Here is a 16,196-nt window from a genome sequence, read left to right on the forward strand (position 1 = left end):
ATCATTTTATTATAATTATCATAACAAAAAATATTCACAAAGTTTATAAGATTTGTTATGATTAAATCCAACAAGTTAATAGAAGGCCGGAGATTTTGAGAAAAGCCATAAGACGATTTTTTGGATACTAGTCGTGTATTCTAAAATGTTTTATGGTTTTTTTGTTGGGGTAAAGAAGCACAATAGAGAATACGATTGCGATAAGGAAAGGCGTGATATAAGAAAGTCTGCGGAAAAAATTTTATTTATATAGTGAACAGTGCAGTACATAGAATGGTAGAATTTTTGTAAGATTGCAATATTATTATAGGTTTATAAAAATATGTAAGGTATTTTTTCTATTTCGTGTAAATCTCATTGGCTTGTTGAAATTTGCAATAGGGGAAGGAATTAAAAAAGTGAAAAAGATAATCAGTGTTTTAGTTATTTTCTTTACAATCGGGAGTTTTATTTACGGGGGAACTGTTGATGCAAAAACAGATATGAAAAATAAGGTGAATCAAAATAAGTTTTTAAATATTGCACACCGAGGAGCAAGTGGACATGCCCCAGAGCATACTTTTGCTTCATACGATCTTGTGAAAAAAATGAAAGCGGATTATTTAGAATTAGATATTCAATTAACAAAAGATGGTCAGTTGATTGCGATGCATGATACTGCGGTGGATCGAACTACAAATGGAACTGGCGAAGTAAGAGAAAAAACATTAAGTGAAATTAAAAGTTTAGATGCAGGATCTTGGTTCAATGAGGCTTATCCGGAGAAAGCGAAGCCAGAATACGTAGGACAAAAAGTTCTAACACTAGAAGAGATTTTTCAAAAGTATGGAAGAAGCATGAAATACTATATTGAAACGAAATCTCCTGAAGTATATCCAGGAATGGAAGAGAAATTATTAGGATTGTTAGAGAAATATAATTTAATTGGACAAAATATGTCTTCAAGTCGTGTTATGATTCAATCATTTAGTCAAGAAAGCTTAAAAAAGATTCATAGTATGAATGAAAATATCCCATTAATTCAATTACTTTGGTACAATCCGAATGGAAATAATGAAATCGTTGAATGGTCAGGAATTACGCATGATCCAGAGAATGTAACAAATAAAGATTTCCAAGAGATCAAAAAGTATGCGGTTGGTATTGGACCAAACTTACGTAATGATAATAATGGCGAGTTAATTATTGATAAAGCATTTATGAAGAAAGCTCGTGAAAATAAATTGTTAGTGCATCCGTATACAATCAATGAAAAAGATGATATGAGACTATTGATTAAATGGGGTGCTACAGGTATGTTTACAAATTACCCAGATCGATTACATAGTGTTCTGAAAGAAAGATAAGAACGAACTGATAAGTAAATGAATGATGAGTTTCTAAAAAACCTAGGCCAATGTAAATTGGCCTAGGTTTTTTAGTCTATGAGGTTTATTAATTATGGTGTATTTGTAATCTTGTCAATGAACTTACGCAAAGCCCCTGAATAAAACGTATCTTTCCGCACAATAAAAGTAGTGGGTACCCTCGAAAAACTCTCAGGTAAAGAAGTGAATACGAAAGAATGTTCATGGTCTTGTATAAGTGATTTTATCATAATAGCAATGCCCATACCTGATTTTACACAAGCAAGTATCGCTTCGATTGTTCCAAATTCCAATACGCGCTTTGGATAAATTCCTTCTTTATGAAGCCAGTTTTCTAATAAACTACGATAGTAACAGCCTTTGCTAAAAGCTAATACATTCATTTTTCCTAAATCATCGAAAGAAGAAAGGGGTAGTCTACTAATGAGTACTAATTCTTCCTTTCGAAACAAGATTGAATTCAGGTCAGGATGATGAATACTTCCAGCAATGAATGCCCCTTCAAGCTTTCGTTCTAAAACAAGTTGAATTAAATGCTCTGTTGCATGCGTTTCTAAAATGAGTTCTACTTCAGGATACGTTTCATAATAAGATGTCAGTATAGACGGAAGACGGACTGCAGTTGTAGATTCAGTAGAGCCGATTTTTAATGTCCCTTTTGGATGTAAGGTGTTACTTTGAACAGCTTTAATCGATTGTTCCATTAAGTGTATGATCTGTTTCGCATAAGGTAATAACACTTCTCCATGTGAAGTTAAAGAAACCCCTTTTCCATTTCGATAAAATAATGGCGTACATAATTCCTTTTCTAATTGTTTAATGCGCATCGTCACATTAGACTGCACATAATTTAGGTTTTGAGCAGCATGTGAGATCGTTCCTTCTTTAGCTACTTCATGAAAAACAGTTAGATCTTTTATATCCATCCCAATTCCTCCTAAAGATATCAACTATTTTGATATCTTTTCAGTTTGTTTGGAAACAGAAGCTAGGGGGCTCCTGTTTTTTGTCGTTTTTTGTGGGTTAGTCGATATCCGTTGTCGAATCGCTGATATATTCAAATTTGCGCTGATATATTGTGAGAAACGGTTGATATATTTGAAAAATCGCTGATAAAATTTTATTCACCATTTTATATGAACAAACCTCGTCAGCTTACCATGTTTCCCTTTCTCCACAGTCTGTAAAAGATATCAATTATTTTGATATCTTTTATCATTAATACTCATTTTACATGATATCTGAATCTTCGTACAATAAAAATGTATGGAGGGGATGAATTTGTTAAGTCAAGAAGAAGTCATGAAGTGTAGTAGTTCGTATAAATGGATTGTGCTTATGCTGGCAACAGCGGTGCAGGCGAGTGCAACGTTAATAACATATGGAGTAGGTCCTTTAGCGTTTTTTTGGAAAGACATATATCACCTTACTGACATGCAAATGGGAATGCTGCTAACTGCTGTGAATATCGGTCCACTTTTTTGTATGCTTTTTGTAGGAAGATTGCTTGATCAATATAATGAAAAATTCCTGATTGGGATTAGTGCTATATTGCTTGGCGGATCTATGTTGTTTACTCAAATAGTAGAAGGATTTACTGGGTTGTTATTTGTTCTTGTGATAGTCGGAGTGTTTTACAGTACCGCGCAGCCAGGAGGAAGTAAGGTCATTTTAAAATGGTTTCCGAAAGAAAATCGAGGATTCGCTACGGGAATTCGGCAAGCTGGTATTCCGATAGGCGGTGCAGTGGCAGGAGCTATTATTCCCGTTCTCTTTTTAAAGTTTGGTTTGTCATATACAATCTATACTCTTTCAAGCGTCTGTATCGCGGGAGGAGTATTGTTTTTAGTTTTTTATCGAGAGCCTGTTATTCATAAACAGCCTGGGTTACATAACAAAAGAATTCTTTTTTCACAACAGTTAAAAGAAGTGGTGAATAATAAGAAATTATATCCGGTTTTCTTAACAGGAATTTGTATGATTTCATTACAAATGGTATTGATCGGCCACTTTATTAAATTTTTGATTACTACTAAATCCATATCTTCCATTTTGGCAGGACAAATATTTTCAGTTACTTTATTTTTTGGAATGCTAGGAAGAATTGTATTAGCGATAGTGAGTGATTCTTTTTATAAAGGTAATAGACAGAAACCACTTTTTCTGTCTGTAGTGGCTTCATTTGTTTCAAGCTTTATTTTAGTTTTGAATATCCATAACTTTTCGGTATGGGGATTGTTTTTGTTCAGTAGCTTATTAGGGTTCTTTGGCATTGGATGGTTTAGTCTGTTTATGGTTGAGGTTACCGAAAAATCAAGGAAAGGGTCGGTTGGAGTTACCGTTAGTTTCGCACTCACTTTAAATCAAGTTGCGATTATTATAGCTCCGCCTATCTTTGGACTTATTGTGGATGTAAAGGGATACATGTGGGCGTGGGGAAGTATGAATGTACTACTGTTTGGTTCTGTGATAAGTATGTTGAAACATTTCGAAAGGTAGTAAAAATGTATCATTCTTAACCGTGAAGAATCTCTCCTCTAAGCGAAGGGCGGGGGTATTGCAACAAAAGAAACAAAAAAGCCTCTAGCGTGAGAGGCTTTTTTGTTACAGTGATGAAAATTCTTCAACCAACTTACTGAAACGATCTAGTGCACTTTCGATTGGTTTTGGTGTTGCTAAATCTACACCCGTTTTCTTTAAAAGGTTAAGTGGGTAATCTGAACTTCCACCTTTTAAAAATTCAATATAATTTCGCTGCATAGTAGGATCACCACTTAACAATTGTTCCGCAATTTGAATTGCGGAAGCAAATCCAGTAGCGTATTTATAAACATAAAACGGTCGGTAAAAATGAGGGATTCTAGCCCATCCATATTTTACTTCTTCATCAAATACGAGTGTATCCCCATTATATTCTCTAAATAGGTTTTCATATACTTCATTAAATGATTGGGCGTTTAATGGTTTACCTTGCTCTGCCATTTCGTGCGTAATTCTTTCGAATTCAGCAAACATCACTTGTGTAAAGAAAGTTCCTTTAAATTGATCGATAAAGTGATTGATTAAATGTTTGCGTACGTCTATATCTTTTGCTTCTTTTAGTAGATGGTGAATTAAAAGTATTTCATTTACCGTAGAAGCGACTTCCGCTACAAAGATGGAATAATGAGCGGAGATTCTCGGCTGAAACTTATGCGAATAATATGTATGCATACCATGTCCACATTCATGAGTAAGTGTAAAAAGACTATTTAAGTCATCATTATGATTTAAAAGGATAAAAGGGTGCACACCATATACGCCGAAATTGTAAGCGCCAGAACGTTTTCCAGGTAATTCTCTTACATCTATATAGCGTTTGTTTTTAAATTCTCGAAGTACTTCAATATAATCGTTACCTAAGGGAGTTAAAGCTGTGAGCATAGTTTCATAGGCTTCATGATACGAGATATCTTGCTTTACACCTGTTACTAAATCAACACTTAAGTCGTATTGTCTCAATGTATCTAGCTGCAATTTTTCTTGTCGTAAATGATTATACGTATGTAGAGATGCAATGTTCTTTTTAGTTGTATGAATTAAATTATCATATACTTCTTTTGGAACCATATCACTAAATAAAGATTTTTCTAAAGCGGATGGATAGTTTCTAATTTTTGAAATGGTCACATTGTTTTTTATAGCTGCTGTTAAAGTAGAAGCGATAGAATTTTTTAATTGTATGTATGGTTGATAGTAAGCTGTATAAGCTTCTTTCCTCGTATCTCTATTTTCATCTTTTATTAATTTGGAGTACATTCCACGTGTTAACTTTACTTTAGTTCCATTCTCGGCTGTAACTTCTCCAAATGTTATATCTGCATTATTAAGCATTCCGTATGTTTGCTGAGGAGAAGAAAGGGCTTCACCCATTTGAGATAAGATTTCTTCTTTATCTTTGTTTAACACATGTTTCTTATATCGATATAATTCAAATAAATCTTCTTTATAATATTGTAAGCCTTCGTTTTCTTGTATATAAGAATGTAATGTGGATTCGTCTATACTAAGTAAGAACGGAGAAAAGAAGGAACGAGCAGCACTTATTTTAACGTGCAATTGTGATGCTTTATCTACAAGAGACTGTGCGTCTGTATCGCGTGTATCAAGGTCCGCTTGGAGTCTTGCATATGCATAAACGAGGCTGAATAAACTTGATACTTCTTCACTTTTTGTAAGGTAAGCAAGTAAACTTTGTCCATCACGAATATTCCCGTTGAATGTTTTTAAGTTCTCAGTTAAAGTTTCGATTTTTGCGTAGTCACTTTTCCAGTCTTCGATTGTTTTATAAATGTCTGTTACATCCCATTTTTCTTGATTGGGTACATCGACCCTATTTTTGAATTCTGTCATAATCATTTCCTTCCTAAATATATATTTTGTATCTTCTATAATAACTATGGAATACAACAAATTGCAAAGAATCCCTGCTGTACACAATAAAAATGGAAGGCATAGGGGAGGATTCTATGCTATGAAAATTTAAAAATTGAAATATTTGAAAAGGAGAAGGTGCGTGTATAGGAGAAAAAGATAGTTAATTACAGAATTTGTGAGCGGGAAAGCCCGCGTGCTTTAGCCGTGGGATGAAAGCGAATAAAAAACTCCCTGTGTTTATGTTGCTATTATAATAGACGCAAGGAAAAACCTGATAAGAAAGGAGAGTACAAAATATTTGTCACTCATTCGTTTCAAATTCCATACGAAAAAGAATTGTACGACTCCCTTCGTTCTATGCAACGAGAAACAGCGTCTGTTTGGAACGATATTGTTCGCGAAGCAACAAGCTATTATTTCACATGGAAAAAATGGTTAAGCAAAACAGAAATACAAGCGGTTCGAAAACAAACGTATAATCTTCATTCTCAGACCGTGCAGGCTATCGCGGATAAATATGAAGCAAATCGTGAAACCATTCGTAAGTTGCGAAAAAAGTATTTTTATTGTATTCCATTAAAAAAATCAAGTATGAAAATCGAAGAACAAACCATTACAATCAAACGCGTCGAATTTCAAGTGAATCTTATAGATTTATTAACGAAAAAGAAGAAAAAAAACTGGAATGAAAAATTCCGAAGAAAAATGCAACTATCACCATTCCAAATTTAGCAATTGACGATTTGAAAGATTGTAACTACGCAGAAATTGTTTGGCGTAATGGTTCCTATTGGTTTTGTTATAGTGTTGAGGTTCCTGAAAAAGACCTTTCCAAACAAGAGAAAAAAATAGCTGGTGGAGATTTAGGTGAAATCCATGCGGTAACAGTCGCAACAGAAGATCAAGCATTATTGATTTCTGAAAGAGCGATGCGCAGTATTTCACAATTTCGCGCGAAAGCATTGGCGGATTTAAATAAAAAAATGTCAAGATGCAAAAAAGGTTCTCGACAATGGAAAAAATATAAAACAGCGCGAAATCGTATTCGTCAAAAAAGTAAAAACCAATTGGAATATTTAGAACACAAAACAACAAAAGAAGTGGTTGCGTTTTTAGAACAAGAAAAGGTCACACATTTTGTAATTGGAAACGTTTCAGGAATTGAAAAAAATACAAAGAAAAAAGAGAAACAGAAACAAAAAACAACAAAAAAGAAAAGACAACAATTATCGTTTTGGAACCAAGGGAAAATCAAACAAAAATTAACGTACAAATCACAGTTAAAAGGTATGGAAGTGGAAGAAACAGAAGAAAGTTATACGTCACAAAACTGTCCGTTTTGCGGTGGAAGACATAAAGCAAAAGGACGAAATTTCACATGTCCTGTTCACAAAACAGAGATCCATCGTGATGTAAATGGTGCACAAAATATTGCACATAAATTATATGAGATGGACGTAAAACCAATCGTATCGATTGTATATAAACAACCAGTTTGGCATAGACGTTTTTTATCTGAAGAAAACAGACAGGGAACGAAACATCCAAAAGACAAACCAAAGAAAAGTATCGCCTGTTGAATGGCGTAGTTGGCACGGACTTTGCCCTCTTTATAGTTTTTTGCACTATGTAGAGTTGTTCGCCCAAGTCTTGCCTCTGCATCTTCTCCTCGAAGCATGTAAGTAGGATGTTTGCGAAAAAGAATCCCATGGCTTTAGCCGTGGGAGTGGTCAAGGAGGTAGAAGTGTATTGATTCTAATTCCATTCATGATGTTAGGTTTACCGCTTGCGATTATAGTGTTTATTTTGATAGCAGTTATGAAGTGGAAAAAAGAGGGGGAGGAAGACGTGTTTAGACAATTATATGTACATTTAGTACTATTTGCGACCCTGATGTTATCTATTGGAGGAGGAATTGGCATATTTATGGGACTATCAGATTATATTAGTCCACCTTCTTACTATGAAACGTATGATTCATTTAAAAATATGAAATTAGAAGAAGCGAAAAATTCACAACAAATGGTAAGTGAAGAGCAAATTCGTTCAGAATATAATTGGAATGTAGAAGATAGGAAAGAAACAGTCAAGCAGGAAGCGATAAACACAATGATTAAAAGCTTAGGTTTTATCGTTATTCCCTTGCCTATCTTTCTGTATTTTAACAACGGGAGAATTCGAGAGAAAAAATCAGTGTAAACAGAAGTCAATAAAAGGACCTTGCTATTAGTGGCAAGGTCCTTTATCGTGTAGATTATAATTGTATACCGAATGTCGAGTATAATAGACTTGTATATTGCTCTTTTGAAATCTCTTCTTTTCTCTTTTTCCCTTGTTTTGTTACTGTAAAACTATCTTTTGTTAAGGAAGCGTGCCCGTCAGAAGTTAGTTTTACAATAAGGGGTACTTTATTAAAAGGAGATTCTTCATGTTCTACAATTATCTTTTGAGCTTCATTTAATTTTCTTTCATCAATTTCTTCAATATAAAATGCATAGCCTAATCCCCACTCTTCAGATGAAGCAACATCTAGAAATTCGGGATTCTTTTTCATCTCTAACATATAGTTTCCTTTTGCAGTTGTTGCTTTTCGGATACGATAGTCTCCGGTAACAGAGTGAACCGTTTCACCTGAGAACGGGACGGGTGCAAGAGGAAGATATGAACCGAAACCTACTTCAATTAAATAAAGTTCATCATTATGTTTTAACACAGTTGCTACATGTCCTGAATCAACAGCCCAGGTTGCAGACGGAGTATTATAAACCGTTCCTGATATTAAGTGAACATTAAAGCCGCAATCTTTAAGGAAGTAATACATCGTTGGGTTCAGTTCGTAGCAAAGACCACCACGGTTGTGAGCTAATATTTTTTCTTGGAGATGTTCTTTTGATATTTCTTTCACTGTACCTTGAATAATATCCAAATTCTCAAATGGAACTGCTTGAGCCATCGCATGAAGGATTTCGTTTAAATCTTCAAATGAAATGGACTCTCTTTCTTGTATATTTAATCTGGAAAAGAATTGCTTTTGTAGTTCTGTCATATAAATTGCTCCTTATCCATTTTACTTATATATAATTGTATCGAATGTTGAATAAGAAAGCATCCGTCATGCGTTGAATCAACAATCCATACATATACTTACGACTAAAGTATAATAAGAAGAAAATTGTAAAGTATGGCACCTTTACTTCTTCCATAACATATAGTATGATGATTTCAATAAATTAGATTTCAATGAACATAATTATAAATTAATGAGAGGTGCTTTTTGTGAGTGCGGTAGGTTCTAAATAGGAAAAAATTAAATGAAATAAATCGGATGAGAACAGGGGATTTTTATATACTTCTAACCCCTAATTTTGTCATGGATTTATTTCAAATACCTATGAAGATACCTACAATACTTTATAAAGCGTGTAATGATTATGGGGTAGTCATGTGTTTTTTGAGATGGCTTTCTTTCCTTATATTATGCACAGGCCTTGTAAATGTAAAAAGCTGCGGTGTCTCCGCAGCTTTTTTGTGTTTATTTTTAGCGTATGAAAATTTAATTATTTACAGCTCATTGAAATCTAATGAGTAGGTATCTTCATGTATGATGTGAATAAATCATAGTGAGGAGAAGAGAAATTGAATCAAATGACTTTTGAAAAATTACAATATAACGAGTTAAAAGAAATCGTTAAATCATACTGTGTAAGTGGATTAGGAAAACAATTGTTAGATAAATTAGAGCCAAGCGCAAGTATAAAAGTAGTGAAAAATCGTTTGAATGAAACAACGGAGGCGCGAGCTATATTAGATGCGGAAGGGCATGTTCCCTTTTTCGGAATTTCGAATATCGATAGTACAATTCAAAAATTAGAGAAAGGGATGATTTTAGATCCAGCCGAGTTAATTAGTGTATCAGACTTTTTACGAGGCTGTCGAAAGATAAAAAGATTTATGCTGGATAAAGAATTTTTTGCGCCAGTATTAGCATCATATGCGAATTCTATGTCCGAGTTCAAAAGTGTGGAAGAAGAAATTAATTTTTCCATTAAAGGAAATCGTGTTGATTCTGCCGCAAGTAAAGAATTGAAGCGAATACGAAATAGTATGGAATCAGTAGAGGGGAAAATTAAGGAACGTTTAAATAAATTTTTAAATAGCAGTGCAAATAAGAAATATATTCAGGAGTTCTTTATTAGTAAAAAAGACGATAAATATACGATTCCGGTGAAAGCTTCCTATAAAAATCAAGTTGCAGGAACAATTGTTGAAGTTTCTTCTAAAGGTTCGACTGTTTTTATAGAGCCAAATACAGTTACAAAATTAAACGTAGAACTAGCAAGTTTAAAAGCTGAAGAAGCGATGGAAGAATATCAAATATTAGCCACTTTATCAGGAATGATCTTAGAGGACATTTATCATATTAAGATTAATATGGAGCTAATTAGCCAATATGATATGGTGTTTGCAAAAGCGAAATTTAGTAAACAAATTGGCGGGGTAGAGCCGAAACTAAATGATTATGGATATATCAAGTTAGTTCATTGCAAGCATCCGCTTTTAGTAGGAGAAGTTGTACCACTGCACTTTGAAATTGGGGAAAATTATCGAAGTTTAATTATTACGGGGCCAAATGCTGGCGGGAAAACGATTGTTTTGAAAACAATTGGATTAGTAACATTGGCGACAATGTCAGGATTTCACATCGCTGGAGATAAAGAAACAGAAATAGCTGTTTTTGAAAATATCTTTGTAGACATTGGTGACAATCAAAGTATAGAAAATGCACTAAGTACATTTTCGTCTCATATGAAAAATCTTTCGGAAATTATGAGGAAGTCAAATGACAATACCCTTTTACTCTTTGATGAAATAGGAAGCGGTACGGAACCAAATGAAGGAGCAGCACTTGCGATTTCTATTTTAGAAGAATTTTATCAAATGGGTTGTATGACGGTTGCGACGACTCATTATGGCGAGATTAAACGTTTTTCAGAAATGCATAGTGATTTTATGAATGCGGCGATGCAATTTAATAGTGAAACATTGGAACCGTTGTATAAGTTAATGATAGGGAAATCAGGCGAGAGCAACGCCTTATGGATTTCAAGAAAAATGAGCGTGCGAGAAAATGTACTGCAAAGAGCAAAAGGCTATATGGAAAATAAAGAATATCGTTTAGAGAGACTGAATGAAAATAAAATAAGAAAGCCTAAAGTTGTGAAAGAAAAAATAGAAGAGAAACATGAATATAAAAAGGGAGACCGTGTAAAATTATTAGACTATGATGACTTTGGAATTGTGTATAACGAAAAAGACAATTTCTATAATGTCGTTGTATTTTATAATAGCCAATTCCTTGAAATAAACGTAAAGCGAATTTCCTTAGAAGTACAGGCAAAGGAATTATATCCAGAAGGGTATGATTTAGCCACATTGTTTGTCGATTATAAAGAACGGAAAATGCAGCATGACATAGAGCGGGGATCGAAAAAAGCACTGCGTAATATTCAAAAAGAAATAAGAAAGAATAGAGGATAAGGGGTTATGGATATAAAGGTTAGACAAGAAAGTGAGAAAGATTATAAAAGGGTAGAAGAGGTTATAAAACAAGCGTTTTTAAATGAAGCATTTAGCGATCAGAAAGAGCACGAGCTAGTAAATCGTATTAGAAAATGTGATGCGTTTATTCCAGAGTTATCATTAGTGGCGGTAGATAAAGAGGTTGTTGGTCATGTTCTATTATCTAGCATTAAAATAGTAGATGGTGATACATCTGTAGATTCGTTAGCTCTTGCGCCAATATCTGTTGTACAGGAGTACCAGAAAAAGGAGATTGTAAGTATGTTAATTTCGCATGTATTAAGAAAAGCAAAAGAGCTCGGATATCATTCTGTAATTGTGTGGGGTCATAAAGATTATTATCCGAAATTTGGTTTCAAACCAGCTAACCTATGGAATATACGTGCACCATTTGATGTGCCAGGTGAAATATTTATGGCTATGGAGTTAACGGTGCATGTTCTTCAAAATGTGCAAGGCGTTGTGCAATATTCGGAAGCTTTTTCTGAGTAGCACAAAAAAGGTAGTTAGAACAAATTTTATCAAGACCTAAATTTAGAAAAATAAAATAAGCTGTTTGACATATTATACATGACTAATATGTCAAACAGCCTTTTTATTATGGCTTGTTCTTCAACTAAAGTCCATATTAGTGAAATAATCTAATCTACGCTCTTGAACTTCGATACCACGCTACTGCTTTTCGTTCAATCTCCAATACTAGCTGTTCCTCCCTTTGATGTATAATTCAATGGAGTAGGGAAAACGTTTGGACAGATCCTCTTTTAAGTCTCCGTACTTTTTTGCGGCATTTGGATGTGCCTGCAAGTAATCGCGAAATGCAAGATGACGATCAATTTCGGAATTGCCTAATTGATAAATGTGGACTTGGTGGGTTCGATTATCTCCGCCTTTTTGGAAATATCGACGTTGAGAAATCCCGTATTCTCCTTTTGGTTTATAACTAATGGTGACCATTGATGTGTTAAACTCATCAATTCGATTAATGTCTCTAACCACAGGCATTATGTCAATGATAGGCTTTGCCATTAGTCCGTTTACGGATGTACTGCCAATGTGGTGCTACCCCTTATATTAAGGTTTAATTAACTACAATAAAATGAAATTCATGTTATCGTTAACCATAATTCTTAAATATGTGCAAATCGTTGGCATACTGATCTTGTTTTTAGGGGGATTTGGAACAAGTTCCAATTATCGGACGCCATCAAACATATAAAAGATAACTTTACGATAACCAAAATGATTTTAGACAGTTGTTCTTTCTCAGTTAACACAACTTATGATAAACTAATTTTATCAGAATTTTCAGGACAACAGAACGTTCCTTGTTCCGTTAAAGGGCCAGTTTAATTGAGCAAGGAATTGGCATGACACCTTAATTGGTGAGCTATCTACAACACGCCGCAAATGAATTTTGAGAAAAAGGATTATCTATTAAAGGGATTAAATTGGAGGGAATAGAAAATGGATGTAAAGACACTTTTGTTACAACAATGGGCAAGTTGCTTAGATGAAGAAGACTGGTTTCCACCACTTGAAAAAGTACTAGAGGATATTACTTTTGAACAGGCAATTTGGAAACCTGCTGTGGGGGAAATGAATTCCATTTGGGAATTAGTTTGTCATTTGCTTTTCTATAAAAAGAGACTTCTGATGCGATTTCTTGGTGAAACAGCGAATGAACCCCAGGCAGAAGACAATGAATCTACATTTCGATTACCAACTGAGACGTTTCAAAATTGGAAGGAAACAAAACAAGAATACTTTTATGTTCATCGTGAACTTGAAAAAATACTAGCAAAATCAGAACATAAAGATTTGTATAGACAGATCCCTGGAGAAAGATCATTAGTGCTTGAACTGAAGAGTTTGGCATTGCACGACGCATATCATATTGGGCAAATTGTATTCCTAAGTAAAATGCAAGGAGCTTGGGCAGGGAAACGCAGCTTTTAAAAAAGCTTCATTAGTTTTACAGTTATTCCATTATAGGGGGCTTTAATGGAATAAGAACGGTAACGTCCAAATCGGACGTTCTCATACTTTTATACCTGAAAAACAACAATACTACTTAACAAAGCCAAAAAATAAAAAGAGCCGAATCTCTCTTATAGTAGGAAATTCAGCTTTTTTTATGTCGAAATTTGCTTAGCGTATATTTCCGTTAAAATGTGGGCGGAACCCCATGCCCGTCAACTTAAGAAATTCGTTGTTACCCCAAACTGAAAAAATGAACTGAATTGTAGATAGGTAAAAATTTTCGTTTAGGGGGGACTTCATAACCTTAGCTTGATAGCGATGTGGATTCTCCCCTAAACTAATGACCTTTTCTCCTTTTCCATAGTTTCGAATTAGGTCGGGATCTCTAAAAATCGCGTACGTTCCAAACAATCTCACCGCGCTCGTCCCACGTACTGTGATGTCGATTGAATCCTATTTTTTCCAGAACTCGAAGGGACGCAACATTCCAAGCGCCCACAGTCGACCAAAGTCTGTGACGCCCGGTAGCAATCGCAGCGTCCAGCACAACGGATGCTGCCTCGGTCGCATATCCTTTACCATGAACACTGCGGAACAACTCGTATGCGATCTCAGGCTCTTCAAGGGTGGAACGGCCGATAATCAAGCCACAGTATCCGATGAAATCGCCTTCGTCTCGCCTACGGATAGTGAGAAGAGAAATGCCATTTTCAGCCGCTTTCTTGCGCATCTCAATAAGATAGCTACGAACGGAGTCAAGGGTTGGCATGTCCACACCACGTTCGCCAATTAATTTTCTAAACCAGGCTGAATCGGATTCCTCCCACATACTCAGGTCAAGTCGTTCAGTTTTCAGATGGAACGCCATAGCCATAGGTTTAAATAAAGCTGTCATAGTGGAAACCTCCTAATTATGTCACTGCACTCATAATAGCTTCGCAGCTCATCACCACATCAGGTTGGAAACCTGGTTGATTCGCGAATCTATTTTCCAAATCTCGAGAGAGTTTATAGCTACTGTATACAAAAAATTAGTTTTATTTTATGCATAAGCAATTTCCCTACAAAATAGACCTTTTTATCAAACTCTTTTACTAATTATCAATCTTTATTATAAATTATCAAACTTTATTTTAAATCTACATTGCCGTCAAGTTAAGCTCATGCAACATCGATTATAGGAAAGAGTATTTCTTTTTTATAACGCCCCCTAACAAAAAAATTATACAGTTCACCTCGGGAGGTCAATTCTCTCGTTTTGGGGTATTTGCTTTTCTTAGCTTGATGGTGATGAGGTACCGCCAGCATTTAAAAAAAAAAACCACGCTAAGGGTATTGGATTCCTAATTTATGTTATATTAGAATTATTACATGTTGAAAAGGAGATATAAAATGAAATTTAGATTTATTACGATTATAATCGGTATTTTATTATTAGGTGGATGTTCTTCGGTTTCAAATAATTCAAGTACTTCAAGTAATCAAAGTGATTCTTCTGTTGGTTTGAAATAAAGTTTGATTAAAAATATCCCGTGACCCGTGTTTGCTCACTATATACCTAGCCTTTATTTTGAGAAAAATTCAATCAAAATAAAGGCGTTTCGTTATATTTAGTAACTTACTTTTACAAAAAGTTTAATCAAAAATTCAAGACCTTATAAACAGTTCACCGCTATTTCAAAGCCACTAAAAAAGCTCCATGAAAGGAGCTAATTATTTCACAAGATTCTTCTGTAATTCTTCTATTATAAGATCTGCACCTGTTGGACTTAGCGTAAGCTTTCCATCTGCTAAAATAATATTTTTATCAGATACTTCTCCTGTTGTTGCACACGCTCCATGGGCTTCATATTTTTTTAAGATGATTTTTTCACCATCTACATAAATCTCTAATGGTGTCTTTTCTTCAATTTCCAGGGTGCGTCTTAACTCCATTGGTATAACGATACGTCCTAAATTATCTAATTTTCGAGTTACTCCTGTTGATTTCATGAAACCTCTCCCTTATATATTCTATAGCTCTATATTTCTCATACCCTATGCCATTTTCTCATTGTAACAGGCTTTCTCCGTACATGAAAAACATTATGATTCAAAAACTGACGGCCAGAACAAAGATATTTTTACACTTTTGCTTAAAGTAAATATAGGGGTTCTATTTTAATTTCAACTTAGTTCCAATATACAACATTTAAACTTAAAAATTAAAATTTTAATTAAACGAAATTTGCAGTTTTAAAAGGTATAATACATATAGTTATAATTAAACGCCTCAAAATGCGCCTGACGGTATCGTGATTTTTAAATATATATACAAAATACGGTTTTATTTAAAAATATATCCCAAAAACACCCTCCTTTTTTTATTCACTTAGTTTTTAAATGATTTCTTTTTCTCGTTACAAGGTACTTACACTGATTCCGGTCATTCTTTCCACTTTCCTATAAGGGGTTCCGCCCCATTGCCATCAAGCTAAGGTTATATAAGTTTAATTTCACGTGAGATTTTTTCTTTTTTCTAAAGGTCTAGTGTAAGTTCTTTAAAGATTTGCACACTAAATAAACCCTATCGGATTTCGATTTTTTGGATTACGCTACATGTTTGTGAGACATAGAAAAGTTGTATACGATGCCTAAGATATCAAAGACTGTTTTCTTCTCATACCTATGGGATTTTCGCCCATTTCTCTGTAGAAGAACGAACAAACGAAGTAGTATCTTTGATATCTGTTGGGTGTCTTTCTTACGATTAGTCAAATGTTTTTTAGAGCTATAATTGATTAAATGCCAGAGATTTTAGGCCAATTAGAATGCAAACCAAATACCCCTAATATGTGTCTATTTTTTACT

At 34.4% G+C, this 16,196-nt stretch carries 14 protein-coding genes and 2 pseudogenes; 8 read left to right on the plus strand and 8 right to left on the minus strand.

From position 1 onward, the window contains the following. Nucleotides 1-398: 398 nt before the first annotated feature. Nucleotides 399-1,346, plus strand: coding sequence for a glycerophosphodiester phosphodiesterase (locus tag ACX5JI_RS06490; protein ID WP_459500226.1), 948 nt, complete (start codon nucleotides 399-401; stop codon nucleotides 1,344-1,346). Nucleotides 1,347-1,438: 92 nt separating this feature from the next. Here ACX5JI_RS06490 and ACX5JI_RS06495 read toward each other — a convergent pair whose 3' ends face one another. After that, a complete protein-coding gene (locus tag ACX5JI_RS06495; protein WP_459500228.1) occupies nucleotides 1,439-2,293 on the minus strand; it encodes a LysR family transcriptional regulator in 855 nt (284 codons plus the stop codon). A gap of 355 nt (nucleotides 2,294-2,648) precedes the next feature. Here ACX5JI_RS06495 and ACX5JI_RS06500 point away from each other — a divergent pair, with 355 nt between their 5' ends. After that, nucleotides 2,649-3,866 (plus strand): MFS transporter, encoded by a 1,218-nt coding sequence (locus ACX5JI_RS06500; RefSeq protein WP_459500229.1) that lies wholly within the window; start codon nucleotides 2,649-2,651, stop codon nucleotides 3,864-3,866. Nucleotides 3,867-3,971: 105 nt separating this feature from the next. On the opposite strand, the gene pepF is transcribed toward ACX5JI_RS06500, so the two are convergent. Continuing rightward, complete coding sequence (gene pepF / locus ACX5JI_RS06505) at nucleotides 3,972-5,759, minus strand: oligoendopeptidase F (RefSeq protein WP_459500230.1); 1,788 nt, start codon at nucleotides 5,757-5,759, stop codon at nucleotides 3,972-3,974. Nucleotides 5,760-6,140: 381 nt separating this feature from the next. Here pepF and ACX5JI_RS06510 point away from each other — a divergent pair, with 381 nt between their 5' ends. The 3 genes from ACX5JI_RS06510 (at nucleotide 6,141) to ACX5JI_RS06520 (ending at nucleotide 7,982) form a co-directional block, all read left to right on the plus strand. Then, nucleotides 6,141-6,515 (plus strand): hypothetical protein, encoded by a 375-nt coding sequence (locus ACX5JI_RS06510; protein WP_459500231.1) that lies wholly within the window; start codon nucleotides 6,141-6,143, stop codon nucleotides 6,513-6,515. 11 nt (nucleotides 6,516-6,526) lie between these two features. Then, nucleotides 6,527-7,363 carry an RNA-guided endonuclease InsQ/TnpB family protein gene (locus ACX5JI_RS06515; RefSeq protein ID WP_459500232.1) on the plus strand — a complete coding sequence of 279 codons (837 nt, stop codon included), beginning with the start codon at nucleotides 6,527-6,529 and terminating at the stop codon, nucleotides 7,361-7,363. A 169-nt stretch (nucleotides 7,364-7,532) separates the two neighbouring features. Next, complete coding sequence (locus ACX5JI_RS06520) at nucleotides 7,533-7,982, plus strand: hypothetical protein (protein ID WP_459500233.1); 450 nt, start codon at nucleotides 7,533-7,535, stop codon at nucleotides 7,980-7,982. Nucleotides 7,983-8,037: 55 nt separating this feature from the next. Here ACX5JI_RS06520 and ACX5JI_RS06525 read toward each other — a convergent pair whose 3' ends face one another. Next, nucleotides 8,038-8,829, minus strand: coding sequence for an arylamine N-acetyltransferase family protein (locus tag ACX5JI_RS06525; RefSeq protein ID WP_459500235.1), 792 nt, complete (start codon nucleotides 8,827-8,829; stop codon nucleotides 8,038-8,040). Nucleotides 8,830-9,419: 590 nt separating this feature from the next. On the opposite strand from ACX5JI_RS06525, the gene ACX5JI_RS06530 reads away from it, so the two are divergent. Both ACX5JI_RS06530 and ACX5JI_RS06535 read left to right on the plus strand, forming a co-directional pair. Beyond that, a complete protein-coding gene (locus ACX5JI_RS06530; RefSeq protein ID WP_459500236.1) occupies nucleotides 9,420-11,321 on the plus strand; it encodes an endonuclease MutS2 in 1,902 nt (633 codons plus the stop codon). 6 nt (nucleotides 11,322-11,327) lie between these two features. Then, a complete protein-coding gene (locus ACX5JI_RS06535; protein ID WP_459500237.1) occupies nucleotides 11,328-11,855 on the plus strand; it encodes a GNAT family N-acetyltransferase in 528 nt (175 codons plus the stop codon). Nucleotides 11,856-12,062: 207 nt separating this feature from the next. Here the strand turns inward: ACX5JI_RS06535 and ACX5JI_RS06540 are convergent, their stop codons facing one another. After that, the gene (locus tag ACX5JI_RS06540) at nucleotides 12,063-12,392 is read right to left on the minus strand and encodes a GrpB family protein (RefSeq protein WP_459500238.1); all 330 of its coding nucleotides are present in this window, start codon (nucleotides 12,390-12,392) and stop codon (nucleotides 12,063-12,065) included. Nucleotides 12,393-12,830: 438 nt separating this feature from the next. Between ACX5JI_RS06540 and ACX5JI_RS06545 the strand changes: the two genes are divergently transcribed. Beyond that, nucleotides 12,831-13,322: a DinB family protein gene (locus ACX5JI_RS06545; protein ID WP_459500239.1), complete on the plus strand. Its 492-nt coding sequence runs from the start codon at nucleotides 12,831-12,833 to the stop codon at nucleotides 13,320-13,322. A 409-nt stretch (nucleotides 13,323-13,731) separates the two neighbouring features. On the opposite strand, the gene ACX5JI_RS06550 is transcribed toward ACX5JI_RS06545, so the two are convergent. The 4 genes and pseudogenes from ACX5JI_RS06550 to ACX5JI_RS06560 all read right to left on the minus strand — a co-directional run. After that, nucleotides 13,732-14,241, minus strand: coding sequence for a GNAT family N-acetyltransferase (locus tag ACX5JI_RS06550; RefSeq protein WP_459500240.1), 510 nt, complete (start codon nucleotides 14,239-14,241; stop codon nucleotides 13,732-13,734). 818 nt (nucleotides 14,242-15,059) lie between these two features. Further along, on the minus strand, nucleotides 15,060-15,338 hold the full coding sequence (locus ACX5JI_RS06555) for an AbrB/MazE/SpoVT family DNA-binding domain-containing protein (protein WP_459500241.1): 279 nt from the start codon (nucleotides 15,336-15,338) through the stop codon (nucleotides 15,060-15,062). A 407-nt stretch (nucleotides 15,339-15,745) separates the two neighbouring features. After that, nucleotides 15,746-15,793, minus strand: a pseudogene (locus ACX5JI_RS26420) (hypothetical protein); the annotation flags it as partial. A gap of 142 nt (nucleotides 15,794-15,935) precedes the next feature. Beyond that, nucleotides 15,936-16,091: pseudogene (locus ACX5JI_RS06560) on the minus strand (IS4 family transposase); the annotation flags it as partial. Nucleotides 16,092-16,196 lie beyond the last annotated feature (105 nt).

The sequence above is a fragment of the Bacillus sp. C1 genome (genome assembly GCF_054570475.1).

Coding starts and splice junctions, on each gene's coding strand:
- ACX5JI_RS06495 (WP_459500228.1), bottom strand. CDS start 2,293: ATGGATATAAAAGATCTAACTGTTTTTCATGAAGTAGCTAAAGAAGGA.
- pepF (WP_459500230.1), bottom strand. CDS start 5,759: ATGACAGAATTCAAAAATAGGGTCGATGTACCCAATCAAGAAAAATGG.
- ACX5JI_RS06510 (WP_459500231.1), top strand. CDS start 6,141: ATGCAACGAGAAACAGCGTCTGTTTGGAACGATATTGTTCGCGAAGCA.
- ACX5JI_RS06525 (WP_459500235.1), bottom strand. CDS start 8,829: ATGACAGAACTACAAAAGCAATTCTTTTCCAGATTAAATATACAAGAA.
- ACX5JI_RS06535 (WP_459500237.1), top strand. CDS start 11,328: ATGGATATAAAGGTTAGACAAGAAAGTGAGAAAGATTATAAAAGGGTA.
- ACX5JI_RS06540 (WP_459500238.1), bottom strand. CDS start 12,392: ATGGCAAAGCCTATCATTGACATAATGCCTGTGGTTAGAGACATTAAT.
- ACX5JI_RS06545 (WP_459500239.1), top strand. CDS start 12,831: ATGGATGTAAAGACACTTTTGTTACAACAATGGGCAAGTTGCTTAGAT.
- ACX5JI_RS06550 (WP_459500240.1), bottom strand. CDS start 14,241: ATGACAGCTTTATTTAAACCTATGGCTATGGCGTTCCATCTGAAAACT.
- ACX5JI_RS06555 (WP_459500241.1), bottom strand. CDS start 15,338: ATGAAATCAACAGGAGTAACTCGAAAATTAGATAATTTAGGACGTATC.